Source organism: Rhizobium sp. RCC_161_2 (genome assembly GCF_041355235.1).
Classification (GTDB): domain Bacteria; phylum Pseudomonadota; class Alphaproteobacteria; order Rhizobiales; family Rhizobiaceae; genus Rhizobium.
This window is the reverse complement of sequence record NZ_JBFUPL010000003.1, coordinates 271585-298583: the sequence shown is the minus strand read 5'-3', so window position 1 is coordinate 298583 and position 26999 is coordinate 271585. Positions and strand designations below refer to the sequence as shown.

Below are 26999 nucleotides of genomic sequence, written 5' to 3'. Positions count from 1 at the left end.
CCTTCGGGCCACCTTCTCCCCGCAGGGGAGAAGGAGACGCTCGTCGCACCTTCTGTGCTGAACAATAAGCTTTCAACTAAGGTTACGCATGCAACGCCGACGACAGAAGCGAGTACCCCTTTCTCCCCTCGGAGAGAAGGTGCCCAAAGGGCGAATGAGGGGGGCTGCTGAGCGCGCGCCACTATCACGCCACGATCTCCGCCGTCTCCACGACCGCGTGGAACAGGACATCGGCGCCGGCGGCGGCCCATTCCTTGGAAATCTCTTCGGCCTCGTTGTGTGACAGGCCGCCGACGCAGGGGCACATGACCATGGTGGCGGGTGCTACCTTGGCGGCCCAGCACGCGTCATGGCCGGCGCCGGAGATGATGTTCATGTGGCTATAGCCGAGCCTCTCGGCGGCGTTGCGCACGGCGGTCACCAGCTTCGGATCGAAGGTCACCGGCTCGAAATGACCGATGGCCTCGACGGAGCAGCCGACGCCGAGGGCGTCGCAGATCTTGGGCGCTTCGGCCTCGATCTTGGCGCGCATGCGGTCGAGCTTGTCCTTGTCGGGCGTGCGGATGTCGACGGTGAAGACCACCTTGCCGGGGAGCACGTTGCGCGAGTTCGGCGAGAAGAACACCTGGCCGACGCCACCGACGGCGCCCGGCTGGTTTTCCATGGCGACGCCCTGCACCATCTCGATGATCCGCGACATGGCAAGCCCGGCATTGACGCGCATGTTCATCGGCGTCGAGCCGGTATGGGCTTCCTTGCCGGTCAGCGTGATTTCCAGCCACCACAGGCCCTGACAGTGTGTGACGACGCCGATCGTCTTGTCCTCGGCTTCGAGGATCGGACCTTGTTCGATGTGGTATTCGAAATAGGCGTGCATCTTGCGGGCGCCGACCTCTTCATCGCCGAGCCACCCGATGCGCTTCAGTTCCTCGCCATAGGTCTTGCCATCCGGATCCTTGCGACCATAGGCGTAATCCAGCGTATGCATGCCGGCGAAGACGCCGGAGGCGAGCATGGCGGGGGCGAAGCGCGCGCCCTCTTCATTGGCCCAATTGGTGACCACGATCGGATGCTTGGTCTTGATGCCGAGATCGTTCATCGTGCGGACGACTTCGAGGGCGCCGAGGACACCGAGGACGCCGTCATACTTGCCGCCGGTCGGCTGGGTGTCGAGATGTGAGCCGACATAGATCGGCAGCGCGTCCGGATCGGTGCCGGCGCGGGTGGCGAACATCGTGCCCATCTTGTCGACGCCGACTTTCATACCGGCATCTTCGCACCAGGTTTTGAAAAGGCTGCGGCCTTCGGCGTCGGCATCCGTCAGCGTCTGACGATTATTGCCGCCGGCAATGCCGGGGCCGATTTTCGCCATGTCCATCAATGCGCCCCAAAGGCGATCGCCATTGATACGCATGTTTTCTCCTGGCGCTGCCACCATGATGCAATCCTCACCTGTTTATGCCGGGTCATGCAAGGCGCATGCCCAATTGTTCCCGATGGTCGTTGCCGGAGCGTTTGCTTGTTTTTCTTGCCCCGGAAAATCGCCGGTTGCCTTTGTAAGACATCTGACAGATAATTTGACCGATTGGTAAACATTACAACTTCCGTGGCGGCGCTCAAGACGAAAAGCGCGAAAATTCCCGATAAAATTTCAGGCAATTGCCCAAATTTACAGCGCGGGCAGGGTGCAATGAGAACTTGGCCGAAGGGCTTGGATTTCAAGGAGAAACAGAGCAGACATGGCCATTCCCAGAGCCGCCAGGACCCAGCGCCGCACCCGCATCCAGGAAGAAAAAGAGGAAGTGATACTCGAGGCCGCGCTGGATGTGTTTTCCGTCCACGGTTTCCGCGGCTCGACCATCGACCAGATCGCCGATGTCGCCGGCATGTCGAAGCCCAATGTGCTCTATTATTTCCGCACCAAGGAGGCCATGCACCGCTCGCTGATCGACCGCGTGCTGTTCACCTGGCTGGAGCCGTTGCGTGCCTTCGACGCCAATGGCAATCCCGAAAGCGAGATCCGCTCCTATATCCGCCGCAAGCTCGAAATGGCCCGCGACTTCCCACGTGAAAGCCGCCTATTCGCCAACGAGATGCTGCAGGGCGCGCCGCATATCGAGGACGAGCTTCGCGGCCCGCTGAAGAGTCTCGTCGATGAAAAGGCCGAGGTCATCCGCACCTGGGCCAAGGCCGGCAAGATCGCCAAATGCGACCCATACCACCTGATCTTCTCCATCTGGTCGACGACGCAGCATTATGCCGATTTCGATGTGCAGGTGCGCGCTGTGCTTGGGCAGGAACATTCGGGAGAAGGGCGCTTCGAGGATGCGGCGCGCTATCTGGAAAAGCTATTTGTCGACGGGCTCGGCATTCGGCGACCTTAGTGGCGGTTGCGGCGCAATCCAAGCTCTGGATCGCGCCGCCCATCGAAAAATAGGGAATGCTCTCTGTCGAGATCAATCCCGCTCCCTAAAAATAGTAATCCCGGTCAATGCCGTCATAATGGCCCGATTTCAGGCAGCAATTTTTGAAACCGCCTCCGCGAACCGCAGGGGCAGGGATCATTCCGACCGAGCTTTTCGATCAGTTCGACATCGCCGTGGACGAATTGCGAGCCTGTTTTGACCTTGGTTTCCGAGGGGAAAGACTTGCGTCGCTTGGACGTGACCTCAAAAGCTCACATCGTGGAGGGTTTTGGACTTGCGTGATATGGTAGCCTCCTCTTGTTCAGGGCACTGCCATCGGCGGCAGCGCGCTGCCATGTAGCCGACGGCCGTCGTCTTGACCAGTAGGAAATGGGGGGCCTCGGTCGCGACACGGTCTCTCGTGGATACTGGACAATCGAAAAAGCGATGGCGACCGTAGCAATGACGGCCGCCATCTCAATTCTCGTAGGTACAATCCCCGAACCGCAATTCGAGAATGACCCGGATTACTCCGCCGCCTGCTGCGCCATCGGATTGTTTGGATGGGTCGTCCAGTTGGCGTAGTTCGGGTCGACGATCTTGCCGGTGCGCTTGTCGAGGCTGCCGGCCGGCAGTTCTTCCATGGTGATGCAGTTTTCAACCGGGCAGACGCTGACGCAGAGATTGCAGCCGACGCATTCCTCGTCCATCACCTCGAAATGCCGCGCACCGTCGACCATGTTGGTGATCGCCTGGTGCGAGGTGTCCTCGCAGGCGATATAGCAGCGGCCGCACTTGATGCAGGCGTCCTGGTCGATCTTGGCCTTGGCGATGTAATTGAGGTTGAGATACTGCCAGTCGGAGACATTCGGCACGGCGCGGGCGATGATGTCGTCCAGCGTGCGATGTCCCTTTTCATCCATCCAGTCGGAGAGGCCGGTGATCATCTCCTGGACGATTTTGAAGCCGTAGGTCATCGCCGCCGTGCAGACCTGCACGTTGCCGGCGCCGAGCGCCAGGAACTCGGCCGCGTCACGCCAAGTGGTGATGCCGCCTATGCCGGAGATCGGCAGGCCGTGGGTTTGCGGATCGCGGGCGATCTCGGCCACCATGTTGAGTGCGATCGGCTTGACCGCCGGGCCGCAATAGCCGCCATGGCTGCCCTTGCCGCCGACCGTCGGGTTCGGGGCGAAATTGTCGAGATCGACCGATACGATCGAGTTGATGGTGTTGATCAGCGATACGGCATCGGTGCCACCGGCCTTGGCGGCGCGGGCGGGCATGCGGACATCGGTGATATTCGGCGTCAGCTTGGTGATGACGGGCATGCGGGTATATTGCTTGCACCAGCGCACGACCATTTCGATATATTCCGGCACCTGTCCGACCGCGGCACCCATGCCGCGTTCCGACATGCCGTGCGGACAGCCGAAGTTGAGCTCGATGCCGTCAGCACCGGTTTCCTCCACCAGCGGCAGGATAGCTTTCCAGGCATCCTCGACACAAGGGACCATGATCGAAGCGATCAGCGCGCGATCCGGCCAGTTCATCTTCACCTGCTTCATTTCGCGCAGGTTGGTGTAGAGGTCACGGTCGGTGATCAGCTCGATATTGTTCAAGCCAAGCAGGCGGCGGTCGGCGCCCCAGATCGCGCCGTAGCGCGGGCCGTTGACGTTGACGACCGGCGGGCCTTCCTCGCCGAGGGTTTTCCAGACGACGCCGCCCCAGCCGGCCCTGAAGGCGCGCTCGACATTGTAGGCCTTGTCGGTCGGCGGCGCGGAGGCGAGCCAGAACGGGTTCGGGGATTTGATGCCGACGAAATTATTGCGGAGATCAGCCATATCGATTTCCCCTTCAAGCGACGGCGGCGTTCGGCTGCGCAGAGGCAGCGAGCGCGTGGTTGATGGATTCGGCCGCGTCACGGCCCTGTGCGACGGCGGAAACCGTCAGGTCGTCGCCGCCAAGCACGCAGTCGCCGCCGGCCCAGACGCCGTCGAGCGAGGTGCGGCCTTCGCCGTCGATGGCGATGCGGCCGGCTTCCATGCGGAGGGCTCCGAGGCCGGAGGCTTCGAAGGTCTGGCCGATCGCCTTGAAGATCTGGTCGGCGGCGATGACGCCGATATCGCCAGTGCCGGTCAACTTGCCGTCGCGCAGCTCGGTGTATTCCACCTCGATGCCGGCGACCTTGCCGTCCTTGTCGAGAATGCGCTTCGGCGCCAGCCAATGACGGATCATCACGCCCTTGGATGCGGCGAGATCCTGCTCGTACTCGGAAGCATTCATATGCTCCTTGCCGCGGCGGTAACAGATCGTCACCTCTTCGGCGCCGAGCAGCTTTGCCTGCACGGCCGCGTCGATGGCTGTCATGCCGCCACCGAGAACGACGATGCGGCGGCCGATGGCGATATCGGCCTTGTCGTTCGCCTGCCGAAGGTCGGCGATATAGGCGACCGCATCGGCGACGCCATCGAGATTCTCGCCTGCGGCGCGGAGCGCATTGACGCCGGCAAGGCCGAGGCCGAGGAAGACGGCGTCATATTGCGAAGAGAGATCGGCAAGGCTGAAGTCGCGGCCGAGCGCCTGGCCGTTCTTCACCTCGATGCCACCGATCGACAGCACGTAATCGACTTCCTTCTGGGCGAAATCGTCGACCGCCTTGTAGGTGGCGATACCATATTCGTTGAGGCCGCCGGCCTTTTCGCGGGCGTCGAAGATGGTGACGTCATGGCCTTTTACCGCAAGGCGATGGGCGCAGGCGAGACCGGCCGGACCGGCGCCGACGACGGCGACCTTCTTGCCGCTCGACGCGGCGCGGGCGTAGAACTGCTTGTTCTCGGCCATTGCTATGTCTGTCGCGTAGCGTTGCAGGCGGCCGATCTCGACCGGGCGCTCCTCGGCAGTATTGCGCACGCAATCCTGCTCGCAGAGCTGTTCGGTGGGACAGACGCGGGCGCACATGCCGCCCAGAATGTTCTGGTCGAAGATCGTCTTGGCCGAGCCGATGGGATTGCCCGTCGAGATCTGGCGGATGAACAGCGGAATGTCGATGGAGGTGGGACAGGCCGTCATGCACGGCGCGTCGTAGCAGAAATAACAGCGGTCGGCGGCGACCAGCGCCTCGTGATCGTTCAGGCGCGGATGAAGATCGGAGAAGTTTGCATCATACTCGGCAGGCGTCAGCCGGCCCTTATGAATCCCTGTTTCCAGTCGTCCCATTGACGTTCCCTCTTATAGTAAACGGCCAGTGGAACAAACGGTAACTCAGGATAAAAAATTTATCAAACGGTAAAATTTTGGATTTCGTTTTTGTCGAAATAGAAATTTTCATCTCTGCCGCACAGTGTTGAACCTGGCCGGAGGATTTCTACTAAGGGTATGTTTTGTATTTTGTATTCTTGAGTTTCTGATCGATGAAAGATCAAAAAACTTAACTGTAATAATCCAGAATTATGGGGAAATTCTCAAAGTGTGCAATGGCTGTCGTTGACGCACCTTCGAGATGGTGGCGGACGCATGAGAAAAAAATCAAAAATTTTTTGAAAAAGATGGGAACCAAGGTCCGGCGTCGTCGTTTAGAGAATGCTTGGTGATGAGTGCATTAGTTGATGCACGCCCCCAACATCGTTACCGGGCAACTACTCACGGTCCCCTCCCGATGAGTGAAAAGCAGCCAGTGCGCCGCCCTCGCACTGGCTGTTTTCATTTTTTGTTCCTTATGCGCGCCGCTCAGCGGCGGCGGAGGATTTCATATTCGGCTTCCGGAATGGTCAGGCGATAGCCGATGCTGTCGTCACCGATGGAGAAATCGGCGCGGCCGTTCATGGAGCTCGGCACGACGCGTTCAAGCACGGTGCGGCTGAAGCTGTTATCCTCGAATTCATGATCGGCCGGGAAATAGAAGCGTTCCGACCATGTCACCTCGATCGCCTTCTTGCCGTCGAGCTCGGATTCCCTGCAGTTCAGCGTGATGCTGGTGGCGCCGGCCGAAATGGCGCCATGCGAGGCGGAATTGACGATCAGCTCGTGCAGGGCAAGACCGAGATGCACGGCGGCATTCGGGGTCAGATGCGCGTTGATCCCGAAGATCGGCATGGGCACGCCGGCATCGGGCCAGTAGGGGGCGAATTGCTTCTCGGCGAGTTCGAACAAATAGGCGCCGCGCCAGCTGGAATCGGTGATCAGGTCCTGCGAGTTCGACAGCGATTGCAGGCGGCCGCGGAACTTGATCAGGAAATTGTCGATCGACAACGTATGGCGGGCCGTTTGCGTGGCAATGCCCTGAATGATCGCCAGCAGGTTCTTGGAGCGATGCGATAGTTCGCGCAGCAGCGATTTCAGGACCTTTTCGCGATGGCGGGTCTCGGTGATCTCGGAGATGACGGAGAGCAGGCCCTGCGGCTTACGCCCGCCTATGCGCTCGATCTTCAGTTCGTAGATGCGCACGCCGTCGCCGGTTGGAAGCTCCACTTCCGCGCTGGCGGGCTTGCCGCTTTCCAGCACGCCGCGCTTCAGCTGCAGCAGGTGCGCGCCATCCTTCTCGCCGAAGAGATGGAGATCGGTGCCGCCGAGGATCAAGGATGGTTTCAGGTGATCGGGTAGGTTTTCGGCATAGCGGATTGCAAGAGTCACATCCTGAAAGAGGATTGAGATGCCGGCGCTACCAAGGGCCCGCTCCATCATAGCGGCCTTGCCTTCAAAACTCAAAGGCGCGCCGGATAATGGTTCAGTCGTATTCACCGGTGTGCCTTTCACTCGAATTTCGAGAACCCCGCCGACAGGGTATTCTCAGCCGGAAGAACTCAGTCCGGTCTATACAGTCACTCGCCATAACAGTCGGTAAAGCGTCCCTTAGCAACCGGAACGTTCGGTTGCTATCTTTGTTCCGCGACGAGGTGTCGAATCGTGTCAGGCGGCCACCTTTGTGGTTTCGTTGAAGAAAAGCGCCTGGCTGATCAGGGCTTTCACCATGTCCGGATTGAACGGCTTGGTGACGAGGAAGGTCGGCTCGGGGCGTTCGCCGGTCAACAGACGCTCCGGGAAGGCGGTGATGAAGATGACCGGAATGTTCGATGTCTTGAGGATCTCGTTGACGGCGTCGATGCCGGAGCTGCCGTCGGCAAGCTGGATGTCGGCAAGCACCATACTGGGCTTGGTGGCATTGTGCAGGGCGACAGCTTCCGCATGGGTACGGGCGATGCCGGTCACGCGATGCCCGAGGCTTTCCACCATCTGTTCGATATCCATCGCGATCAACGGCTCGTCCTCGATGATCATGATATCGGTGGCGACCTGGCGCGAAATCTCCTGCGACGCCTTGTCGAGCAGGTTCATGGCCTCGGTTTCCGATACCTCGAGAATGTTGGCGATTTCGCCGAGCCGGAAGTTTTCGACGGAAGCAAGAAGGAAGGCCTGACGGGCGATCGGCGACACCTTTGCGAGGTTTATCGAAGCACGCTGCTCCCAGGCATAGGGCGATGTCGGTTCGGGAACCTGGATCGCCGAGGAACCAAAGAGCTTGGTGAAGAGTTTATAAAGGGCGACGCGGTCGTTTGATGTCTCCGGAAAAATGGAGAGGTCGGTGATGATCGCTTCGAGGACGGCCGCGACATAGGCATCCCCTGAAGTCTGCGTCCCGGTAAGCGCGCGGGAGTAGCGGCGCAAATACGGAAGATGCGGCGCAATGCGTGTGGAAAGTGTCATTAATGGCTCCCGCCTTTTAATCAATTCCTAATTGAAATACAGCCTCCAAGCTGCAATGATAAAGAAACGCCAGCTTGGTAAAAAAGTTCCTCTGCACCGGAACTTTTTTTAGGCAATGGCATTACCCTGCGAACGAACAGTAGGTTTCATCCTCCTCCGATTTCGATGTGAAGCGGACGCGGGCGAGGCAGACTGGTCACTCCGACCAGGGCATACAGGCGCACCCGACCCATAGAACGCCAGAAAATGCGGAAGCGAGCAGGCCAAAATGACCATTCAGAATCAAGAGGAAGCGGACCGGAACCGCGCTGATTTGCGCGCAGCCGATATCCTGGACCCCAACAATCAGATCGGCAACCGGCTGCGCTCCTTTTACGCCGCAGTGCAGGATGAGGCTATCCCTGATCGTTTTCTCGACCTGCTCGAGAAACTCGATCAGGTTGAACGCTTGGCTTCCGCAAAAGTCTCCGATTGAGGGGAAGCATCATGGAACAGCAACCGAGCTTCAAGCGCGAACTCCTGGCTGCCCTGCCGAGCCTCCGTGCCTTCGCCATTTCGCTGACCGGCCGCCACGATCGCGCCGATGATCTCGTGCAGGACACGATCATGAAGGCCTGGGCGAAGCAGGACCATTTCGAGATGGGCACCAATATGAAGGCCTGGCTCTTTACCATCCTGCGCAATGAACTTTACAGCCAGATGCGCAAGAGCGGCCGCGAGGTGCAGGACAGTGATGGCCTGTTCACTGAATCGATGGCGACGCACCCTTCCCAATATGGTGCACTCGACCTGCAGGACTTCCGCAAGGCGCTGGATCAGCTGCCGCCCGATCAGCGCGAAGCCATCATCCTCGTCGGCGCCTCCGGTTTTTCCTATGAGGAAGCTGCCGAGATTTGCGGTTGCGCCGTCGGCACCATCAAGAGCCGCGTCAACCGCGCCCGCCAGCGGCTGCAAGAGCTGCTGCAGATTACAGGAGAAGCGGATTTCGGCCCGGATGCCACATCCGCGCCGCTGACCTCCAAGGCGTTCGCCTTCTGAGATTGTATTATTCAGCCTGCGTCATGTTCATCGGCATGGCGCAGGCTGTTCGTTCATTGGGTCGCGTGCGGTAGTGAATGCTCGGCTCGCCTGCCGTCAATCATCCCGTTTCTTCGTTCCGAACAGGTTGCCGAACACGAGTGCCGTGGCAATGGCGGCGGTCAACAGCGGCTGCGTCTTTGCAAGCCCGAGCGCGGCAACGGCCATGGTCTCCAAAGAGGCTCGGCGTTCACGGGCACGGCGCTCCTCCTGCTTGTTGATGATCGCCATGATGACGAGAACGATCAGGCCGAGCAGCAGCGCGCCGGCAGCAATCAGCAGCGCCGAAACGGCGGCACCATAGATGGTTGCAAGCCAGATGGCGGCGGCCACCAATGCAAAGCCATGGGCCGTGAGGAGAAGGATCGCAGCGATAGCGACAAAAATACCGTTGCGCTTGGTGCGCGCAACGGTACGGTTCAGTGTGCCCGACAGGAGCAGGCTGAGGATTGGAGCGAGCATCGCGGCTCCTTAGCGGCGGGACAGAAGCAGGGCGATTGCCAGACCGAAGGCGGCCGCGGCGCCGATGGTTGCGACCGGATGCTGCTGGACGGTCCTGCGCACTTCGCGTGAACTCTTGGCATAGCCGTGTTGTAGTTCACGCAGCAGCTCTTCGCCGCGGGCCGTCAGATCTTCCAAGCCGGTTTCTGCGCGGGCACGCATCGTTTCACCCTGCTTGGCGCTGCTCTCACCGACGATTTTGGCAAAAGCGGCAATCTCGCTACGCAGGTTTGCAATCTGCTCTTCGATGCTGGTTTCCATATCGTGCAGGCTGCTGCCATTACGCTTGGCTTTCGCCGATTGAAGGATGGATGTGGCCATGGTCTTTCTCCCTTGCGTCTTTGCTCTGGCGCCGGGAACGGCGCGCTGGCTGTTGCGATGACCGAATGCTGCAAGACATGTTGCGCCGTCAGGCGCGCAGAAAATCGATCCGGGTCACCCGTCAACAACGCGGCGATGCAACGAAAGGTTCCAGGCTTTGCAACGAAAGCGAGTTCAGTCGCCAAGCGCACTGTGGGCGAGGACGAAGGGAGCGCCGTCGCTGGGAATGCGGTTGACCCTCAGTGCGCAGCCGAAAACATCCAGCAGATGCCGGTCTCTCAGGACCTCGGCGACCGGACCGGCTGCTTGCAACTGGCCATTCTTGAGCAGTACCATCTGGTCGGCGAAAAGCGCGGTAAGGTTGAGATCGTGCATCACGGCGATGACACCGCCGCCGCGCTGGCAGAATTGCCGGGCAAGCGTCATGATCGTCAATTGGTGGCTGATGTCGAGGCTGGAGACTGGCTCGTCGAGCAGCAGCCAGCAGGGCTTGCCGTCGATGACCGGCTCCGGGATCTGGCAGAGCACCCGCGCGAGCTGGACGCGCTGTTGTTCGCCGCCGGAAAGCTCCTGGTAGAAGCGCCCCTCGAAGCCTGTGAGGTCGACGGAGGCAAGCGCATCGGCGGCGATGCGGTCGGCCTGTTCGGGATGACGGTTGCGCCCGGTCGTCAGCCCTATGCGGACGATTTCGCGGACGGTGAAGGGAAAGGAGATGCTGTTCGCCTGCGGCAGCACGCCGCGCGTTTCCGCCAGTTGCCACGGCTGGAGGCTGCTGATCTCCGCCGCGTTGAGGCGCACCGAGCCCTGATAGGCAAGCTCGCCGGAAATGGCTTTCATGGTCGTCGTCTTGCCGGAACCGTTCGGTCCGCAGATCGCCGTGAGGGCGCCGGGTTCGGCAATGAAGGAGACGTCGTGCACGACTGTCTTGCCGGCAAGCCGGACGGAAAGGTTCGAGACGTCGATCATCGAGAACTCACAGGCTGAGGCGCGAGCGCTGCCGTAGCAGCATCCACAGGAAGAACGGCCCACCGACACCGGCGGTGATGATGCCGATCGGCAGTTCCGCCGGCGAGACGATGATGCGGGCAACCACATCGGCGATGATCAGCAGGGAGCCGCCGAGCAGAGCCGAGGCCGGCAGCAGGAAACGATGGTCCGGGCCGATCGCCATGCGCAGGATATGCGGCACTATGATGCCGATGAAGCCGATGCCGCCGCTGACCGCGACGGAGGCGCCGACCGCGGCGGCGACGCTGACGATGGCGATATTCTTCAGGCGCTGGACGGCTACGCCCATGTGGAAGGCGGCCGCTTCGCCAAGTGTCAGCGCGTTTAGGCCGCGTGCCATGAACGGCAATGGGAGCATGGCAAGGACAATGACCGGACCGGCTGCGGCGATCTTGTCCCAGGTCGAACCGGCAAGCGAGCCCATGCTCCAGAAGGTGAGGTCGCGCAGCTGCCGATCGTCGGCCATATAGATCAAGAGGCCGGTTGCCGCCAGCGTCAGCGAGCCGATGGCGATGCCGGCGAGAAGCATGGTGGCGATCGATGTCTGCCCATGCCGCGTCGCCACCTTGTAGAGGATGATCGTCGTGGCAAGGCCGCCGATGAAGGCGGCGATCGGCAGGGCGAAGATGCCCAGGAGATGCGCGACCGGCGCGAGGATGCCAGCGCCGAGGACGATCATTCCGACCGCGCCGAGGCTGGCGCCCGCCGAGATGCCGATCAGGCCGGGATCTGCCAGCGGGTTGCGGAACAGACCCTGCATGACCGCGCCGGAAACGGCGAGCCCGCCGCCGATCAGGAAGCCGAGGATGGCGCGGGGCAGGCGGATATCGAAGATGATGATGCGGTCACGATTGCTGAGCGCGCTATCCGCGCCGCTGCCGACCATGCTGCGGATGACATCGATGATCGACGCATTCGAGGCACCCATGGTGATCGAGAAGGCGAAAGCGAGGACGGAGGCGACCGCGAGGCCGGCGAGAACGAGGACGGCGAGCAGGGTACGGTCACCCTCTCGACGGCGCGTCGTTCCGTGCGACATATGCTTCAGCTCCGCCACGACCTCGCTGAGCGCCATGTCAGCCTCCGTAGATCGCCGCGTTCAGCTCGCGTACGGCGCTGGCGGTGCGGGGTCCGAAGCCCAGGAGATGCAGGCCGTCCATGCGGACGATCGCCTTGTGACTGGCGGCGGGCGTCAGCGAAATCGCCGGCTGCTTCAACAGGTCCTCGTCCTTCATCGACAGAGGGCCTTCGCGATCCATGATCAGGATGATGTCGGGCTTGGCCTCGATGATGGCTTCGTCCGTCAGCGGCTTATAACCGGAGAAGCTGCCGACCGCGTTGATCGCGCCGGCGAGCTTGATGATGCCACTGGCGGCGGTATTGTCGCCGGAGGCGAGGATCTTGCCGTTCTGGTTGCTGAGGATGAAGAGCACACGCTTGCGCTCGGCTTGCGGACGCTTTTCTGAGTTGGCAATGGCGGCATCGAGATCGGCGGCGACCTTGCTTTCCAGTGCCCTTGCCTTGTCCGGCACGCCGAGCAGCGAGCCGACGACGTCGATCTTCTTCAGGATGCCGTCGCGATCATAGGTCTGCGGCACGGTTTCGAAGGGCAGGCTGGCATTGCGCAGCACGGCGAGCGCCTCCGGCGGGCCGGAGCCCTCGACGGCGATGATGGCGGTCGGATTGACGGCAAGGATGCCCTCCGGTGACAGCGCGCGCATATAGCCGACATCAGGCAGCTTGGCCGCCGCTTCCGGATAGTTGCTGGTGGAGTCGCGGGCAATGAGCCGCTTTTCCTCGCCGAGCGCATAAATGATCTCGGTGACATCGCCGCCCACCGAGACAAGTCGTGATGTGTCGATCTTCGGCGCCTCTGTCGCATGGGCGCGCTGGACCAGGCTGTAGTTGCCCTTGATCGGGCTGACGGGCACCAGCGGCAGGATCATCACCACAGCGGTGAGCACGATTTCCCACGGCTTGATGCGCTTGATATTGGTCAACATCGTCATGGCTCGATCCTCAGGCGGCGACGCTGGCGTCGGCCCGTGTCAGGTTTTCGATGATGGCGCGCCAGTCGCGGCGCTCGTCGAAGCCTTCCTTCCGCTTGCCGAAGAACTGGATGATCATCGCGCCCTTGGCGTTATAGGCCTCGAAGGAGGTGACATGGCCGTCCTTGGTCGGCTTGCGAACGGCCCAGGCTTCCGCGATGTGGTCCTGGCGCAGATGCAGATGGAAAGTGGGATCCATGACGTTGATCCAGGGCCCCATGGTCGCGACGTTGATAATCGGACCGGAATGGATCTGAACGGTGCCCTCATTGGTGACGAAGCACATGATCGGCAGGCCCTCGCGCACGCAGGCATGCATCATCTCGGCGACAGCGCCGGTTTCGAGCTTCCAGGCGTAATCATCGCCGACGGCGCGGATCGCCGCCTGGCGGCCGATCTTCAGTTTCTTCAGCATGCCGAAGAATTCATGCGTATCCGTCATGCGGCTCCAATGGTCGCGCAGCTTGTCGCGGCTGATATCGCCGTCGATCGCGCCATTGTCATAACCGGAGAAATCTTCGATCAGATCCTGCGACTGATCATCGAGCCGAAGTGCCGCGACCATGTCGTGATAGGCCTCGACATTGGAGGCGGGACGCAGATGCACCTTGTGTACGGCGTCGCCGGCCTTGTCGAAGAATTGCAGGCTGAGTTTCTGCTGATCTCCGTCCGTCTTGGTGACGGCGAAGCCATGCGCCCAGCGCTTCGGGAAGATGCGCAGGTCGATATTCTCACCGAGCACGATGGCGGCCTGTACGCCGGACTTGATGTTCTCGTAGACGCCGATCTTCTCGTGCACGGCGCTCTCGTTGCGCGACAGCGCCATGACTTCACCGAGCGAGGCGATGTGCTTAAGGAAACGGTTGGCGTCGGCATCGATGCGAATGGCGGAAATACCGACTTCGGCAGCGACTAGCGCGGCTTCGGAAACGTTAAGGCGAGCGGCAATATCGCGCTCACGCATGTTCGAATTCTCGGCGCGGAAGGCGCGGATGGCGGCAGGGGTGGGGCGGGTCGTCTCGGTCATCTGCTATGCCTATTTGTTGAGAATGAGTTTGCCTTGGCGCGTGATCTTCATCCGATAGATGACGCCCTCATGCCTGATCATGATTTCGGTCTGGCCCCGGAAAATATCGGTGCTCTCGACCATTCTAATTTGCTGTGCGGCCACTGGCGGCACCGGCTGTATTGGGGGCTTCTCAGCAATCATCCTGCTTGGTTTTGCCTGAAAATTCATAGGGGACCGTAGGGTTGCTCCGGCCAGATTTAACTTGACTCACATAGTCATGGTTTCCTAAAGACGCAATAGAAGACTGTTGGAGTCAAGTTTAAAATTTTAGGTGGTGCACGCGTTGGCATCCAATGCTCGCTTTGCGTTCGCCAAGAGACATTTCGGGAGTGATTGCTGATGCTGACCAAGACGATTCTGGCCGTTGCCGCGGGTGGACTGTTTGCCATGGCTTCCTGTGTCCCGGCCTTCGCCGAGGATGCGGTCGCGGCGCCGGCTCCTGCAACGGATGCGCAGAAGCTCAACGTCGAACTCAACGCGCTGGCGCCCTCCCAGAAGGGCTGCATGATGACCTTCGTCGCGGAAAACGACCTGACGACGCCGATCAACAAGATCTCCTTCGAGCTCGCCTTCTTCAACGACAAGAATGCGGTCGACCGCGTCACCGTTCTCGACTTCCGCGATCTGCCGGTCGGTAAGAAGCGCGTACGGCAGTTCGATATGCCCGGTGTGAAATGCGAAAGCGTCAGCCGCATCATCGTCAACGATACGCCGGTCTGCGATGGCCCGGCGGCGGGCGCCTGCAAGGCCGCCTTGACGACACGCTCCCAGCTTTCCGTTCCTTTCGAAGGCTGAAGCCATGGCACGCCGCTCGGTTCAGGTTTCCATCGATCGCCGCCGCTCCGGCGATGGCTTGAATGACAACTATCCGAGCGTGCTTCCGGGCCACGAACTGGCCGGCCTCGACGGCCTGCCGCGTCCGCCGACCGCCGAGGCGGTATCGCATTACAGCCGCTTCACCCAGATCGACTCCTATCCCGCTCACCCGACCGAGCCCGCGCCGGATGCCTCCGAGCCGCCGGTCATGGACATGTTGTCGGCGGAGAAGCCGAGCCACGTCCTTTCCGCAGGCAAGAAGGGTGTCACCGTCGCCTGTATCGGTTCTTCTCTCTTTCACTTCGCAGTTATTGCCGCGGTATTGCTGTTTACAGTCGTGCCGCCAGAAGACGAAGCCAAGGAAGAGGCAGGCGATACGCTCAGTGTCATCATGCTCGGCAATGGCGATGTGGACGCGACAGCCGCAGGAGAGGAAAGTAAACAACCGCCAGAGCCAGAGCAGGTAATGGCGGAAGCCGTACAGTCGGAGACTGTGCAACCGACGACCGCTGAGCCTGCCGAAGCGGAGGCCGCTGAGCCTGTGGAGACGGTTGATCCTGTTCAACCAACGCCCGAGACGGCGCAGCAGGTATCGCCAGAAACGGTCGTCACACCGGAGCCCGAAATATTGGCAACGCAGGTGCCGGCCGAAACGACGGTGGTTCAGCCGGTAAATGCGGAGCCGGTCGAAATACAGCCGACTGAAACAACCCAAGCCGCCGAGCCTCCCGCTGAAATGATAACCCCGGTCGACAAGCCGGTTCAACGGTCCAAGCCGGTCGACAAACCGAAAGACGTCAAGAAGCAGCCGCAGAAGGTTGTGAAGGTGAAAGCCGGTTCTAACGGCGACAGTCGAGAGGATTCGAAGAGGGGCTCTTCCGAAGGCACTGAGACGGCGCAGTCTGATAAGAACTCACAGTCTGACGCCCGTCGAACAGGCTCGGGTAATGCCGCGATCGCGAACTATAGGGGTAAAGTAGAGGCTCGCCTTAAACGTTATATGGCTAGGCTGTCTTCGAAACATAAAGAGCAGGGTTTAACGCTTGTTGTTAGCTTGGTTATTGGCTCGGGCGGCGAACTCCGTTCTCTTTCCTTGGCGCGCAGCTCTGGCGATCCTGAATTAGATCAGGCTGCAATGGAGCAAATCCGTCGCGCTGCACCATTTCCCGCATTGCCTCCGGAGTGGGGCAAGCCGACTTGGCCGGCCACACAAGCGATCCGGGTTGAAGGACGGTAATCCGCGATCGCGGCCGCGACAAAATATGATAAAAATCATCAACTTTATACTTTACTCCAAAACTCATGTTTAATATGGTCGCCCTGCGCTCGACGGAATCGGGTGCGCTAGAGCAACCAATGAACGGGTGATGTATGGCGCGTAAGGGGAAGAGGGATTTGGGCCGGGATAGTCGCGAGGCGCAAAAGCCGGAGCAGACATCCGGGAAATCCAGCCTCGATGGGCGCAGTTTCCTATATGTCGGCGGTCGCGATTGCCAGGTGGCGCATCTGCGGCAGATCGCAAGCAACTTCGGCGCCGAGCTGATCCATCATGATGGCGGCTTGCGCGAGGCGGTGTCGCGCATCGATACCGTGCTGCCGTCCGTCGACTGCGTCTTCTGCCCGATCGACTGTATCAGCCACGATGCCTGCCTGCGGGTGAAGACCGGCTGCAAGAAGTTCGGCAAGGCGTTCATACCCTTGCGCAACGGCAGCAAGTCGAGCCTCGAGCGGGCGCTGACGACGATGAACGAACGAGACGCTGCCCGATGAATGATCAAGGCCCTGACGGGTTCATGATGATCGGCCTGCACAAGCTGGCCGCGCAGAATGGCGACGGCCTCGTGCCGGAACTCTATGAATTGCTGATGCGTCGCGCCGAGGAGCAGCGGCAGGCTCCCAACGTGACGGCATTTCCATCCTGGCAGGCACGCCTGCCGGGAGAGCAATCGGATATAACGCGAGATATTACGGCACGCGATGGCACGAATGTCATTGCCTTTACACCTCGACCGGGCAAAACTGTCGATCGTCGCAAGAAGGTCTGATTGCCCGAGAGGTCTAGCCCATGTACATCGCCATGAACCGCTTCAAGGTCGTCATCGGTTCAGAGATTGCTTTCGAAACTATCTGGAAAGACCGGGATTCCCGGCTGGGAGACGTTCCCGGTTTCGTGGAGTTCCGCCTGCTGCGCGGTTCCATGAATGTCGAGGAGGGCTATACGCTATTTTCCTCGCACACGATCTGGCGCAGCGAAGAGGATTTCCTCAACTGGACGAAATCCGAGAATTTTCGCGAGGCGCACCGCAATGCCGGCAGTAATAAGGCATTGTACTGGGGACCACCGCAGTTCGAAGGGTTCAATGTGGTTGCCGGGGTTTGAGATAGGCTGACGCGCCTCAAACTCCCTCCGCGCCTTTCCTGAAGAACGCTCCCAGCGCTACCACAACCCATCCCGCCATCATGCCCATTCCTCCGGTCGGAGCGGCCAGGGGGAAGAGTGAGCTGGCCAGAAAATGGCGGCTGACCAGATCGCCTGCGAAGATCAGCGTTCCCAATCCGAGCAGGACGGTGGCCACCGGCGCGGTGCGGATGCGGTCATAGCCGGCATAGAGGGCGAGCAGGGCAGGGGCATGCGCCAGGCACATGGTCGAGGCGGAGCCGAGGAAATGCGTATCGCCGCCATGCGATGCAGCGGCTGCGAGCGCGACGCCGGCGGCGCCGAGGATACCGGCAGCAAACAGGGTGAGCGGACGGATTATCGTGCTGAGGCTCATGTCTTCTCTCATTCCCGGTTCTGCATATGGAAGGCGAGGCGCTCGATCGGCTCCCAGATGATCGCCCGCAGCTTTTCGTTTTCGATGGTTTCAGCCATGGCGCGGCGGAAGCAGAGCAGCCATTCGTCGCGCTCGGCGGGGCCGATAGCAGCCACGAAATGACGGCTGCGCAGGCGCGGATGGCCGCGTTTCTCGATGTAGAGCTGCGGTCCGCCGAGATAGCCGGTCAGATATTCGTAGAATTTTTCGCGGGAGCCTTCGAGGCTTGGCGGATGCACGGCGCGACAGTTGGCCGCCTCCGGCAGCGTGTCCATCAGATCGTAGAAGCGTGTCGTCAGCGAGCGCACAGTCTCTTCACCGCCGATCGCCTGGTAGAGGGTGATGGTCTCTTCGCTCAAATGCCGGTCCCCGTTCGCCACGCTTTACATGGCAATTCGCAAGGCGGATCGCAATCGCGGATTCCACTCATGCGGCGTTTCGGCGCTACTCCGCCTTCAGATGAAAACTGTCGCTTTCTCCGGGGACGAGCTGTAGCGGCCAGATCATCTGGCGCTTGGTCTGGGGGTAGATATGGCTATAGGCGGGCATGCTGGAGAGCAGGATCTCGGCCAATTCGACACCGAGTTCGTGCAGGGATGTGCGAAAGCAGGTTAGCGGCGGTTGCAGAAACTTGGCGCGCGGCGCCTCGCGAAAACCCACGACGGCAATGTCGCGCCCTGGAATGATGCCGGCTTCCATCACGCGCCGATAGAGGCCGATCGCCATCAATTCGTAGATCAGGATCACAGCCGTCGGCCTCTCTTCAAGGCGAAGCAGTTCATCGGCAACCTGATAGCCACCCTGTTCGCTCGATTTGGCGCGGATGACCAATGCCGGGTCATAGGCGATGCCGTGCCGCTCCAGTGCGCGCCGATAGCCCTCCACGAAGATGAAGCCGAGGTTGATGTCGCTGGAGGGCGCGCTGATGGCAATGCGGCGATGCCCATGCGCCACGAGCCGGTCGACAGCGCCATTGGCGACGCCGTCGAAATCGAGATCGGCCCAGGGATGCTGGCCGATCGAGAGGCTGCGGCCAAGCGCTACAAAGGGGATTTTCGTTTTGGCGAGCAGATCAAAACGCTTGTCGATGCGCTGTGTCTCCGAAATGATCAGCGCATCGACGACGCGTCTTGCCACCATTCGTTTCAGGTACTCGTAGGGATCTTCATCATTCGGGCAGGGGAGCATGATCAAATCGAGGTTGTGGCGCGCGAACACGCTCTGCAGCCCACCCGTTACGGTCAGAAAGAAATTGTCGCTGTTTTCAACGGTTTCCCTGCTGGATTGGATCATCAGGCCGATGACGTTCGTCGTGCCTTGCCGCAGGCTGCGCCCCGATTGGTTGGCCACATAGCCCAGCTGTTCGGCGGCAGCGAGTACGCGCTTGCGGGTCTCTTCGTTGACATCAGGCTTGCCGTTCAACGCGCGTGATACTGTGCCGATCGAGATATCGAGATGGTCGGCGAGCTGACGAATTCCCTTCATCGGCGGGTGTTTTCCTCCATGCGCCATTTTCCATAGTCCTCCTCTATTGACACAGGAAAATCTTTTCGCATAGGATCGTAAACGTTTACGGAATGCGTGTCACGAGGAGTTTGACACCGTTCGCTGGAGGAAATCGTGAAACTTAATGCCATTTTGTGCGGGTGCGGAGCTATGTCCAAAGGCTGGCTCAAGGCCATAGCCTCGACGCCGTCGCTTGCCGAAACCATCAAGGTCGTGGGCCTGGTCGATCTCAATCGAGCGACCGCCGAAGGCCTTGCGAAAGAGTTCGGTCTCGAAGAGGCCGTTATCGGTTCGGATCTTGCCGAAGTCATCGCGGCGACGAAGGCCGACCTGGTGTTCGACGTCGTCATCCCCGCCGCCCGCTTCGGCGTTGTCTCGACGGCGCTGAATGGCGGCTGCCATGTCCTCAGCGAAAAGCCGATGGCAACTTCGCTTGAAGAGGGGGCAGCCCTCATCGATCTCGCCGCCAAGACCGGCAAGGTACACGCCATCATCCAGAACCGCCGCTTCATCTCCGGCGTGCGCCGTCTGCGCCGCTTTGTCGAAGAGGGCGCGATCGGCGAGCTTACCGGTATTCATTGCGATTTCTTCCTCGGGCCGCATTTTGGCGGCTTCCGTGAGGAGATGGACAATGTGCTCCTGCTCGACATGGCGATCCATACCTTCGATGCCGCCCGTTTCGTTGCCGGCAAGACGCCGGTCTCGGTCTATTGCGTCGAGAAAAATCCTGCCGGGTCTTGGTACAAGCACGGTGCTTCCGCGCATGCGCTGTTTGAGTTTTCCGACGATGTCGTCTTCAGCTATCGCGGTTCCTGGTGCACTGAGGGCAAGCGCACGAGTTGGGAGAGCCAATGGCGGCTCACCGGCAGCAAGGGCATGCTGACCTGGGACGGCGAAGAGCATTTCGAAGCCTCCGTCGCCGGCCATGAGCCGGGCCTGTTGCGCGGCTCTACCCCCATCGAGGTTCCCGGTCCCAGGCATGATGACGAGACGCATGGGCATGCGAGCGTCATCGCCTCCTTCATCGACGCCGTGAAGACGGGCAAGCGGCCGGAAACCGAAAGCAGCGACAACATCCACAGCCTCGCAATGGTCCTCGGCGCAATCGAAAGCGCCAAGTCGGGCCGGCGTATCGAAATCTAAGCATAAGGACAGTGAGATCATGACAAATCCGGCAAAGGCCATCCGCATTGGCACGATGATCAAGGCGACCAGCGAGGATGCCGCCAAGGGCATCGCCAAGATCGCCGACCACGGCTTCGAAAGCTTCGAACCCTTCTTCTGGCAGACGACCAACGGCCAGAATCTGGCCGAACTCGGCAAGCGCTGCCTCGACGCTATCGGCAGCCGCGACATCACCATTTCCACGCTCGGCATGTTCGGCAATCCGCTTGAAACCTCCGACCTCGATCAGCAGACGCTGCAGGGCTGGAAGGATTGCATCGACAACGCCCATCACTTCGGCGCCACCTGCGTTGCCGGCTTCACCGGCCGCATTCGAAACAAGCCGCTGACCGACAGCCTTCCGCGTTACAAGCAAGTGTGGAGCGAGCTTGCCAAGCGAGCCGCCGACAAGGGCATCAAGATTGCCTTCGAAAACTGCGCCATGGACGGCAACTGGGCGACCGGCGACTGGAACATTGCGCATAATCCGGATGCCTGGGAGCTGATGTTCAACGAGACACCGGACGACAATATTGGGCTTGAATGGGAACCCTGTCATCAGATGGTCTATCTGATCGAGCCGCTGCCGCAGATCCGCAAATGGGCAAAAAAGATCTTCCACGTTCATGGCAAGGACGCGACGATCCGTTGGGACGTCATCAAGGAACACGGCATTTTCGGCAAGGAGAAGTTCGTCTTCATGCGCACGCCAGGCTTCGGCGACAGCAACTGGACCGACATTATCTCCGAATTGCGCCTCGCCGGTTGGTCGGGTTCGATCGATATCGAAGGCTGGCATGACCCGGTCTATCGCGACGAGTTGGAAATGACTGGCCAGATTCATGGCCTGAACTATCTGAAGCAGAGCCGGGGCGGCGAATTCGTCGAATAGCGCGACCGCACTTTGAATCTGAATCGATTTAAGATGCGAGTTGTGCGTTAATTCGGCGAACTGGAGCGACGTCCCCGCGCGGCGCTCCAGTGCCGGGACATCGGAATGGAGGAGCGTTGCGATGTCCAAGGGGTTCGTCTCATCGTCGATGAACGGACGAGGGGCAAAGTAAAGAGGAACGTGCCGACGGGCATCGCGAGCCATGTCGTCGGATTGATATCGTCACGGTTCGCATGGTGGAGGAAAATATAATGAACATGTTTTCGAAGCTGGCGATCACCGCCGGCATGTCGCTCTTGCTGGCTGCCGGCGTCGCGCAAGCGCAGAGCAAGACGTTTAACGTCTGGTGGTTCGAACTGCCGGATACTTCGCAGGCCAAGGCATGGACCAAGGCGCTTGAAGAGCTAAAAGCCAAGCATCCCGATGTCACGATCAATTTCGAACAGAAGACCTTCGAGCAATTGCAGAAGGCAGGCAGCCTCATCCTCAATTCGGACCAGGCGCCGGATCTTCTGGAATATAACAAGGGCAATGCCACAGCAGGCCTCGTTGCTTCGCAGGGTCTGCTGACGCCGCTCGACGATCAATTCAAGTCGCGAGGCTGGGATAAGATCCTCAACGAAACCAATAGCCAGCTCAGCAAATATGATGCAAACGGCGTCTATGGCTCCGGTCCGATCATCGGCATTCCCGTCTATGCCGAATTCGTTTCAGTTTTCTATAATATCGACATGTTTCAGGCCAACGGCGTGAAAGTGCCGACCACGCTGGACGAGTTCGAAGCCGCGCTCGACGCCTTCAAGCAGAAGGGCATTACGCCGCTTGCCTACGGCACCGTGGATTCCAACGCACAGCATCTGCTCTATGAGCTGGCCCTGACGCAGGCTGACGACACCTGGGTGAAGAACTACCAGGGTCTTAAGGCGCCGCTAGACACGAAGCCCTTCCTGTTCGCCGCGCAGAAGATCGTCGACTGGGTTGGCAAGGGTTACATCTCCAAGGATTCGACGGGCCTGAAGGGCACGGGCGGTGCCGACAACCTCTTCTCGTCTGGCAAGTCGCCAATGTTCGTCAGCGGCACCTGGAACAACGGCAACTTCGCGAGCTCGATCAAGAACTTCAAGTGGAGCCAGTTCATCTTCCCGACCCCGAAATACAGCACGGGTTCGACCGGCAACCTGTTCATGGTGCCCAAGAGCGCCAAGAATAAGGATCTCGCCTACGAGTTCATCGATCTCGTCTTGAGCAAGGAGAACCAGAACCTGCAGGCCAATCTTGGTGGTGTTGCCATCGCCGCCGATCCCGCTACCGTCACCGACGAAGTCGGCAAGCGCAATGTCGAACTCTTCAACGAGATTTCCGGCAAGGGTGGTCTCGGTTTCTATCCGGACTGGCCGGTCCCCGGCTATTACGAGCTGCTGATCCAGGCGACCACCGGCCTGGTGAACGGCTCGACGACGCCGGAGCAATTCGCCGATCGCCTGAAGAAGGCCTACGACGACGCGCAGGCTGCGCAGTAACCCCTGTATTGAAGCAATTCGCAGCGGCGGGACGGCTTGATGCCGTCTCGCTGTCTCGGACTGGAGGAATGCGATGGAGAAGTCCAAAAACTCCGGCAGGGCGGGATACTATCTCTATATTCTCCCCGGCATGCTGGGGTTCGCTCTGATCGTGCTTGTCCCCCTGATCGCCAATTTCGCCATCAGCTTCACGACCTGGAAGGGCATCGGAACGCCGAGGTATATCGGGTTTCAGAACTACGAGAGATTGCTCGTGGATGCGGCGTTCTGGGGATCGATCCAGCACACGCTCCTGTTCATCATTTCGATGACGATCGTGCCGATCATTCTGGGCCTGGTGCTGGCGGCGGTGCTGTTCGATTACATCAGCGCGCAGTTCGGCGAGACCTTGTCGAGCTTTTTTCGCGCGGGTTTCTACCTGCCGCAAATCCTGCCGTTGACCGCGGCCGGCGTACTATGGGGATGGATCCTCAATCCGATCGGGATCGTCAATACGGTCCTGAAAGCGATCGGTCTCGATTTCATGGCGCAGAACTGGCTGGGAGATGCAAGTTATGCGCTCTGGGCGGTCTCGGCCGTCATCGTCTGGATCCAGGTGGGCTATTGTCTGGTGGTCTTCATGTCGGGGTTGGCGCGGGTCGATCCTTCGCTCTATGAGGCCGCCGAGCTTGATAATGCGAGCTGGTTCGGCCGCTTTCGTTACATTACGATCCCCATGCTGATGCCGGAAATTTTCGTGGTTGCGCTCACTACGCTGATCGCCGCCCTAAAGGTGTTCGCGCCGATCTACGTCCTGACATCAGGCGGACCGGACAATGCGACGACGGTGCCGTCTTATCTCTCATACTACCACTTCTTCACCACCAACCGCGTCGGCTATGCAGCGTCGATCGCGACACTGCAAACGGTCGTAACGATCATGCTTGGTATCTTCTTCCTGCGCATGCAGTCCAAACAGACAGAGGGAGGGCGCTGAGATGGCTGCTACGGCTTCACTTTCGACCCCGATCGCATCGGATGCGCCGACGGAGCATCGCCAGAAGAAGGGCATTACCCGCTGGATCGTCCTGGCCGTTCTGTTCGTCTTTCTTGGCGGTACGCTGTTTCCGTTCTTCCTGGCGGCCTTCAACGCCATCAAGACCCCGGCCGACTATGCCGCCAATGGTCCGCTTGCTTTCCCCCATAGCTTCGATCTGACGGCGCTCAAGAACTTCTGGGCCAATGTCGACTTCACCCGCAAGCTCTTCAACAGCATCCTGATCAGTGGTTGTACCGCCATTCTCGCGGTGGTTCTCAGCCTCCTCAACGCCTATGCCATCGGCATCGGCCGTGTGCGGGGAGGGAGGGCTCTGTTGGTGATTCTGCTGATTTCCATCATGGCGCCTCAGGAGGCTCTGGTTTACCCGCTCTACTACATGGCCAAGCAGGTGGGCCTGTTCGATTCCATGTTCTCGGTGATCCTGATCATCGGCGTACTGCACACCGCCTTTGGCACATACCTTCTGTCCTCGGTGCTGACCACCTTTCCGCGTGAGATCATCGAGGCCGCGCAGATCGACAATGCGAGCCGCTGGCAGATTCTTTGGCTGGTGATCGTACCGGTCCTGCGCCCGACGCTTGCCGTGCTTGCGACCTTCTTCTTCATCTGGACCTGGAACGAGTTTCTGATTCCCCTGGTGTTCCTGGTCTCCAACAACAACCAGACAGTCTCCGTCGCCATGGGTGTCCTGTCGGGCTCCAATACACAGGATCCGACGGCGGTTGCCGCAGCCTCACTGCTCGGCGTCACGCCGACGGTGATTTTCTTCCTGATTTTCCAACGCACCCTGACACGGGGCGTGGCTGCTGGTGCTGTCAAATAGACGAATGCCGCAACGCATATGGCCTCGTGGGAGTGACCCATTCATACGAGGCCGGGATACGAAGACAAGAAACGGCAGGTCTGGCGAAGTTCAACTCTTCCGGAGGAGGAAAAATGGCAGGAATCAACATCAAATCCGTCACCAAGCATTTCGGTGCGGTGCAGGTTCTCAACGACATCGATCTCACGATCGAGCCCGGCGAGTTCGTCGTGTTCCTGGGTGGCTCCGGCTGCGGGAAATCGACTTTGCTGCGGATGATCGCAGGGCTTGAGGCGATCACTAGCGGCGAGGTCTGGATCGGCGGGCGGCGGGTCGACCAGCTTCCGCCCGGCGAACGCGGTGTGTCGATGGTGTTTCAGTCCTACGCGCTCTATCCGCACATGACGGTACGCGACAACATGTCGTTCGGCCTCAGAAACATTGGCACGCCGAAGGCGGAGATTGCAAAGCGCATTGACATCGCAGCCACCATATTGGAGATGCCGCATCTGCTTGACCGCAAACCGTCGGAGCTTTCGGGCGGCCAGCGTCAACGCGTTGCCATTGGCCGTGCCATCGTGCGCGAACCCGACGTTTTCCTATTCGATGAGCCACTGTCCAACCTCGATGCTGGTCTGCGCAACCGCACGCGCGTCGAACTCGCGCAATTGCATGAGCGATTGGGGGCAACGATGGTCTTCGTCACCCACGACCAGATCGAGGCGATGACGCTTGCCGACCGGATTGTGTTGCTGAACAACAAGAAGATCGAACAGGTGGCGACGCCGGTGGAAATCTATACGCGACCGGCAACACGCTATGTCGCCCAGTTCATCGGCTCTCCCGGAATGAACTTCGTCAGCGTGGCCGGTGTCGGCGAGACCGGAGGCTTTGCGACGGCGACCTTGCCGGACGGATCGACCATCAAGACTGCGGTTCCGCTGAACGGCATGGCGCGCTCGGAGCTGACGCTCGGCATCCGGCCGGAATATCTGGTGGCGACGACGGCGGACAAGGGCGACATCGCTGGAACGGTCGAGACGGTGGAGCGGTTGGGCGACCGGTCGCTTGTGCATGTCCGGCTGAAGGACGGCTCGAAGATCATCGGCACCGACCCGGGCATGACGACCATCACCAGTGGTGCGCCGATCGCCTTTGCCGTCGACGGGGCGAAACTAACCATTTTCGACCAGAACGATGTCGCCCATCACGCCGCGCATTGACGAAACCGTCCAATTGGTATGTTATGCCGACATGTCTACAGCGCACCACAGAAAGAAGCAGCCTTTGCTCGTCCGCCAGCAGTTGCTGGAGGTGGCCGCGCGGCTGGCGTCGGAGAAGGGCATGACGGCGGTGACGCTGGATGCGGTTTCGGGGGCGTCCGGTGTCAGCAAGGGCGGATTGCTGCATCATTTCCCCAACAAGAATACGCTACTCGAGGCCTTGTTCGACAGTCTGATCGAGCGGCTGGACCGGGCGATCGAGGAGGAGATGCGGGCCGATCCGCTGCCGCATGGGCGCTTCACCCGCGGCTATCTTCGCGCCTGTCTGGCGCTGCGCGAGAGGCCCGAGGAAACGCAGGATTGGGCGCAGGTGACAATGGTGCTGCTCAGCGAACCGCAATTGCGGCAGCGCTGGCGCGACTGGGTGCGCGAACGCAGCGAAGAATATGTCGGCACGGACTCCTCCGTGGATGCGGCGATCGTGCGGCTGGCGACCGATGGGCTCTGGCTCGCCGATCTGCTTGGCAGCCACGAGATGGATGAGAGCGCCCGAGAGAAACTGGTCGAGCGGCTGATCGAGCTCACGCAACTCTAATGAATATCGAGAGGGTTTGATGGCGAACGCGTCCGTCTATGCGGTGCTGATGGTGGCGATCGTGCTGGAGGTGATGGGCACGACGGCATTGCAGATGTCGCAGCAGTTCACCCGGCTCGGTCCCTCGATCGTGCTGGTGCTGTGCTACGCCGCGTCCTTCTATTGCCTGTCGGTGACGCTGCGGGTGATCCCGGTCGGCATTGCCTACGCCATCTGGAGTGCGCTCGGCATCGTGCTGATCTCCGCCGTCGGGTTGGTGTTTTTCCGCCAGAAACTCGATCTGGCGGCGGTCATCGGCCTTGGTCTGATCATTGCCGGCGTACTCGTCGTCAACCTGTTTTCAAAATCCGTGTCGCACTGAAAAGACAGGTGTTTCGCATGGCAATTTTAGCCTTTGTCAAATCGCTTCGGACGCATTATCTCTGGCGTTGGAAGGGCTGATGGAGACCTACAAGCGGCGCTTTTCCAAAGCGCTTTGGGACGCGTAACATGTTCAATTA

General features: G+C 60.1%; 32 protein-coding genes. 16 read left to right on the top strand and 16 right to left on the bottom strand.

Annotated elements, in window-relative coordinates; genetic code table 11:
* Nucleotides 1-184: 184 nt before the first annotated feature.
* Entirely contained in the window at nt 185-1438 is a 1254-nt protein-coding gene (locus tag AB6803_RS09275) for a Zn-dependent hydrolase (RefSeq protein WP_371108608.1), read from the bottom strand.
* A 301-nt stretch (nt 1439-1739) separates the two neighbouring features.
* On the opposite strand from AB6803_RS09275, the gene AB6803_RS09270 reads away from it, so the two are divergent.
* Complete coding sequence (locus tag AB6803_RS09270; protein WP_371108607.1) at nt 1740-2384, top strand: TetR family transcriptional regulator C-terminal domain-containing protein; 645 nt, start codon at nt 1740-1742, stop codon at nt 2382-2384.
* A gap of 113 nt (nt 2385-2497) precedes the next feature.
* On the opposite strand, the gene AB6803_RS09265 is transcribed toward AB6803_RS09270, so the two are convergent.
* The 5 genes from AB6803_RS09265 to AB6803_RS09245 all read right to left on the bottom strand — a co-directional run bounded on the left by AB6803_RS09265 (nt 2498) and on the right by AB6803_RS09245 (nt 8105).
* The gene (locus tag AB6803_RS09265) at nt 2498-2584 is read right to left on the bottom strand and encodes an SEC-C metal-binding domain-containing protein (RefSeq protein ID WP_371109001.1); all 87 of its coding nucleotides are present in this window, start codon (nt 2582-2584) and stop codon (nt 2498-2500) included.
* 348 nt (nt 2585-2932) lie between these two features.
* Nucleotides 2933-4246, bottom strand: coding sequence for an NAD-dependent dihydropyrimidine dehydrogenase subunit PreA (preA, locus tag AB6803_RS09260; protein ID WP_371108606.1), 1314 nt, complete (start codon nt 4244-4246; stop codon nt 2933-2935).
* Between the two features lie 13 nt (nt 4247-4259).
* The gene (locus tag AB6803_RS09255) at nt 4260-5621 is read right to left on the bottom strand and encodes an NAD(P)-dependent oxidoreductase (protein WP_371108605.1); all 1362 of its coding nucleotides are present in this window, start codon (nt 5619-5621) and stop codon (nt 4260-4262) included.
* A gap of 510 nt (nt 5622-6131) precedes the next feature.
* Nucleotides 6132-7085, bottom strand: a complete 954-nt coding sequence (locus AB6803_RS09250; protein WP_371108604.1) for a sensor histidine kinase — start codon at nt 7083-7085, stop codon at nt 6132-6134.
* Between the two features lie 225 nt (nt 7086-7310).
* Nucleotides 7311-8105: a response regulator gene (locus tag AB6803_RS09245; protein ID WP_371108603.1), complete on the bottom strand. Its 795-nt coding sequence runs from the start codon at nt 8103-8105 to the stop codon at nt 7311-7313.
* Nucleotides 8106-8373: 268 nt separating this feature from the next.
* On the opposite strand from AB6803_RS09245, the gene AB6803_RS09240 reads away from it, so the two are divergent.
* Complete coding sequence (locus tag AB6803_RS09240) at nt 8374-8580, top strand: NepR family anti-sigma factor (protein WP_047456638.1); 207 nt, start codon at nt 8374-8376, stop codon at nt 8578-8580.
* Between the two features lie 11 nt (nt 8581-8591).
* A complete protein-coding gene (locus tag AB6803_RS09235) occupies nt 8592-9143 on the top strand; it encodes an RNA polymerase sigma factor (protein ID WP_371108602.1) in 552 nt (183 codons plus the stop codon).
* Nucleotides 9144-9239: 96 nt separating this feature from the next.
* On the opposite strand, the gene AB6803_RS09230 is transcribed toward AB6803_RS09235, so the two are convergent.
* The 7 genes from AB6803_RS09230 to hemP all read right to left on the bottom strand — a co-directional run bounded on the left by AB6803_RS09230 (nt 9240) and on the right by hemP (nt 14270).
* Nucleotides 9240-9644 carry a hypothetical protein gene (locus tag AB6803_RS09230; protein ID WP_371108601.1) on the bottom strand — a complete coding sequence of 135 codons (405 nt, stop codon included), beginning with the start codon at nt 9642-9644 and terminating at the stop codon, nt 9240-9242.
* Between the two features lie 9 nt (nt 9645-9653).
* A complete protein-coding gene (locus AB6803_RS09225; protein ID WP_371108600.1) occupies nt 9654-10004 on the bottom strand; it encodes a hypothetical protein in 351 nt (116 codons plus the stop codon).
* Between the two features lie 174 nt (nt 10005-10178).
* A complete protein-coding gene (locus AB6803_RS09220) occupies nt 10179-10970 on the bottom strand; it encodes a heme ABC transporter ATP-binding protein (protein ID WP_371108599.1) in 792 nt (263 codons plus the stop codon).
* Between the two features lie 7 nt (nt 10971-10977).
* Entirely contained in the window at nt 10978-12087 is a 1110-nt protein-coding gene (locus AB6803_RS09215; protein WP_371108598.1) for a FecCD family ABC transporter permease, read from the bottom strand.
* A gap of 1 nt (nt 12088) precedes the next feature.
* Nucleotides 12089-13021, bottom strand: coding sequence for a hemin ABC transporter substrate-binding protein (locus AB6803_RS09210; protein WP_371108597.1), 933 nt, complete (start codon nt 13019-13021; stop codon nt 12089-12091).
* A gap of 10 nt (nt 13022-13031) precedes the next feature.
* Complete coding sequence (locus AB6803_RS09205; protein ID WP_371108596.1) at nt 13032-14087, bottom strand: hemin-degrading factor; 1056 nt, start codon at nt 14085-14087, stop codon at nt 13032-13034.
* A gap of 9 nt (nt 14088-14096) precedes the next feature.
* A complete protein-coding gene (gene hemP, locus AB6803_RS09200; RefSeq protein ID WP_153365876.1) occupies nt 14097-14270 on the bottom strand; it encodes a hemin uptake protein HemP in 174 nt (57 codons plus the stop codon).
* A 198-nt stretch (nt 14271-14468) separates the two neighbouring features.
* Between hemP and AB6803_RS09195 the strand changes: the two genes are divergently transcribed.
* The 5 genes from AB6803_RS09195 to AB6803_RS09175 all read left to right on the top strand — a co-directional run bounded on the left by AB6803_RS09195 (nt 14469) and on the right by AB6803_RS09175 (nt 17325).
* A complete protein-coding gene (locus AB6803_RS09195) occupies nt 14469-14924 on the top strand; it encodes a hypothetical protein (protein WP_371108595.1) in 456 nt (151 codons plus the stop codon).
* A 4-nt stretch (nt 14925-14928) separates the two neighbouring features.
* Nucleotides 14929-16182 (top strand): TonB family protein, encoded by a 1254-nt coding sequence (locus AB6803_RS09190; protein WP_371108594.1) that lies wholly within the window; start codon nt 14929-14931, stop codon nt 16180-16182.
* 134 nt (nt 16183-16316) lie between these two features.
* On the top strand, nt 16317-16715 hold the full coding sequence (locus tag AB6803_RS09185) for a DUF2325 domain-containing protein (protein WP_007689862.1): 399 nt from the start codon (nt 16317-16319) through the stop codon (nt 16713-16715).
* Nucleotides 16712-16990 (top strand): hypothetical protein, encoded by a 279-nt coding sequence (locus AB6803_RS09180; protein WP_371108593.1) that lies wholly within the window; start codon nt 16712-16714, stop codon nt 16988-16990. The genes AB6803_RS09185 and AB6803_RS09180 overlap by 4 nt, the downstream gene beginning before the upstream one ends.
* A gap of 20 nt (nt 16991-17010) precedes the next feature.
* A complete protein-coding gene (locus tag AB6803_RS09175) occupies nt 17011-17325 on the top strand; it encodes an antibiotic biosynthesis monooxygenase (protein ID WP_371108592.1) in 315 nt (104 codons plus the stop codon).
* Between the two features lie 16 nt (nt 17326-17341).
* On the opposite strand, the gene AB6803_RS09170 is transcribed toward AB6803_RS09175, so the two are convergent.
* The 3 genes from AB6803_RS09170 to AB6803_RS09160 form a co-directional block, all read right to left on the bottom strand.
* Nucleotides 17342-17719, bottom strand: a complete 378-nt coding sequence (locus tag AB6803_RS09170) for a DUF423 domain-containing protein (protein ID WP_371108591.1) — start codon at nt 17717-17719, stop codon at nt 17342-17344.
* Between the two features lie 8 nt (nt 17720-17727).
* Nucleotides 17728-18117, bottom strand: coding sequence for a group II truncated hemoglobin (locus tag AB6803_RS09165; RefSeq protein ID WP_371108590.1), 390 nt, complete (start codon nt 18115-18117; stop codon nt 17728-17730).
* Nucleotides 18118-18202: 85 nt separating this feature from the next.
* A complete protein-coding gene (locus AB6803_RS09160) occupies nt 18203-19243 on the bottom strand; it encodes a substrate-binding domain-containing protein (RefSeq protein WP_371108589.1) in 1041 nt (346 codons plus the stop codon).
* 135 nt (nt 19244-19378) lie between these two features.
* On the opposite strand from AB6803_RS09160, the gene AB6803_RS09155 reads away from it, so the two are divergent.
* The 8 genes from AB6803_RS09155 (at nt 19379) to AB6803_RS09120 (ending at nt 26860) form a co-directional block, all read left to right on the top strand.
* Nucleotides 19379-20407 carry a Gfo/Idh/MocA family protein gene (locus tag AB6803_RS09155; RefSeq protein WP_371108588.1) on the top strand — a complete coding sequence of 343 codons (1029 nt, stop codon included), beginning with the start codon at nt 19379-19381 and terminating at the stop codon, nt 20405-20407.
* Nucleotides 20408-20426: 19 nt separating this feature from the next.
* The gene (locus AB6803_RS09150) at nt 20427-21320 is read left to right on the top strand and encodes a sugar phosphate isomerase/epimerase family protein (protein WP_371108587.1); all 894 of its coding nucleotides are present in this window, start codon (nt 20427-20429) and stop codon (nt 21318-21320) included.
* Nucleotides 21321-21571: 251 nt separating this feature from the next.
* Nucleotides 21572-22840, top strand: coding sequence for an ABC transporter substrate-binding protein (locus tag AB6803_RS09145; RefSeq protein ID WP_371108586.1), 1269 nt, complete (start codon nt 21572-21574; stop codon nt 22838-22840).
* Between the two features lie 73 nt (nt 22841-22913).
* Nucleotides 22914-23816, top strand: a complete 903-nt coding sequence (locus tag AB6803_RS09140; protein WP_371108585.1) for a carbohydrate ABC transporter permease — start codon at nt 22914-22916, stop codon at nt 23814-23816.
* 1 nt (nt 23817) lies between these two features.
* Complete coding sequence (locus AB6803_RS09135; protein WP_371108584.1) at nt 23818-24702, top strand: carbohydrate ABC transporter permease; 885 nt, start codon at nt 23818-23820, stop codon at nt 24700-24702.
* A gap of 113 nt (nt 24703-24815) precedes the next feature.
* Nucleotides 24816-25904 (top strand): ABC transporter ATP-binding protein, encoded by a 1089-nt coding sequence (locus tag AB6803_RS09130; protein ID WP_371108583.1) that lies wholly within the window; start codon nt 24816-24818, stop codon nt 25902-25904.
* A gap of 31 nt (nt 25905-25935) precedes the next feature.
* On the top strand, nt 25936-26499 hold the full coding sequence (locus AB6803_RS09125) for a TetR/AcrR family transcriptional regulator (protein WP_371108582.1): 564 nt from the start codon (nt 25936-25938) through the stop codon (nt 26497-26499).
* A 19-nt stretch (nt 26500-26518) separates the two neighbouring features.
* The gene (locus tag AB6803_RS09120; protein WP_371108581.1) at nt 26519-26860 is read left to right on the top strand and encodes an SMR family transporter; all 342 of its coding nucleotides are present in this window, start codon (nt 26519-26521) and stop codon (nt 26858-26860) included.
* Nucleotides 26861-26999: the final 139 nt, after the last annotated feature.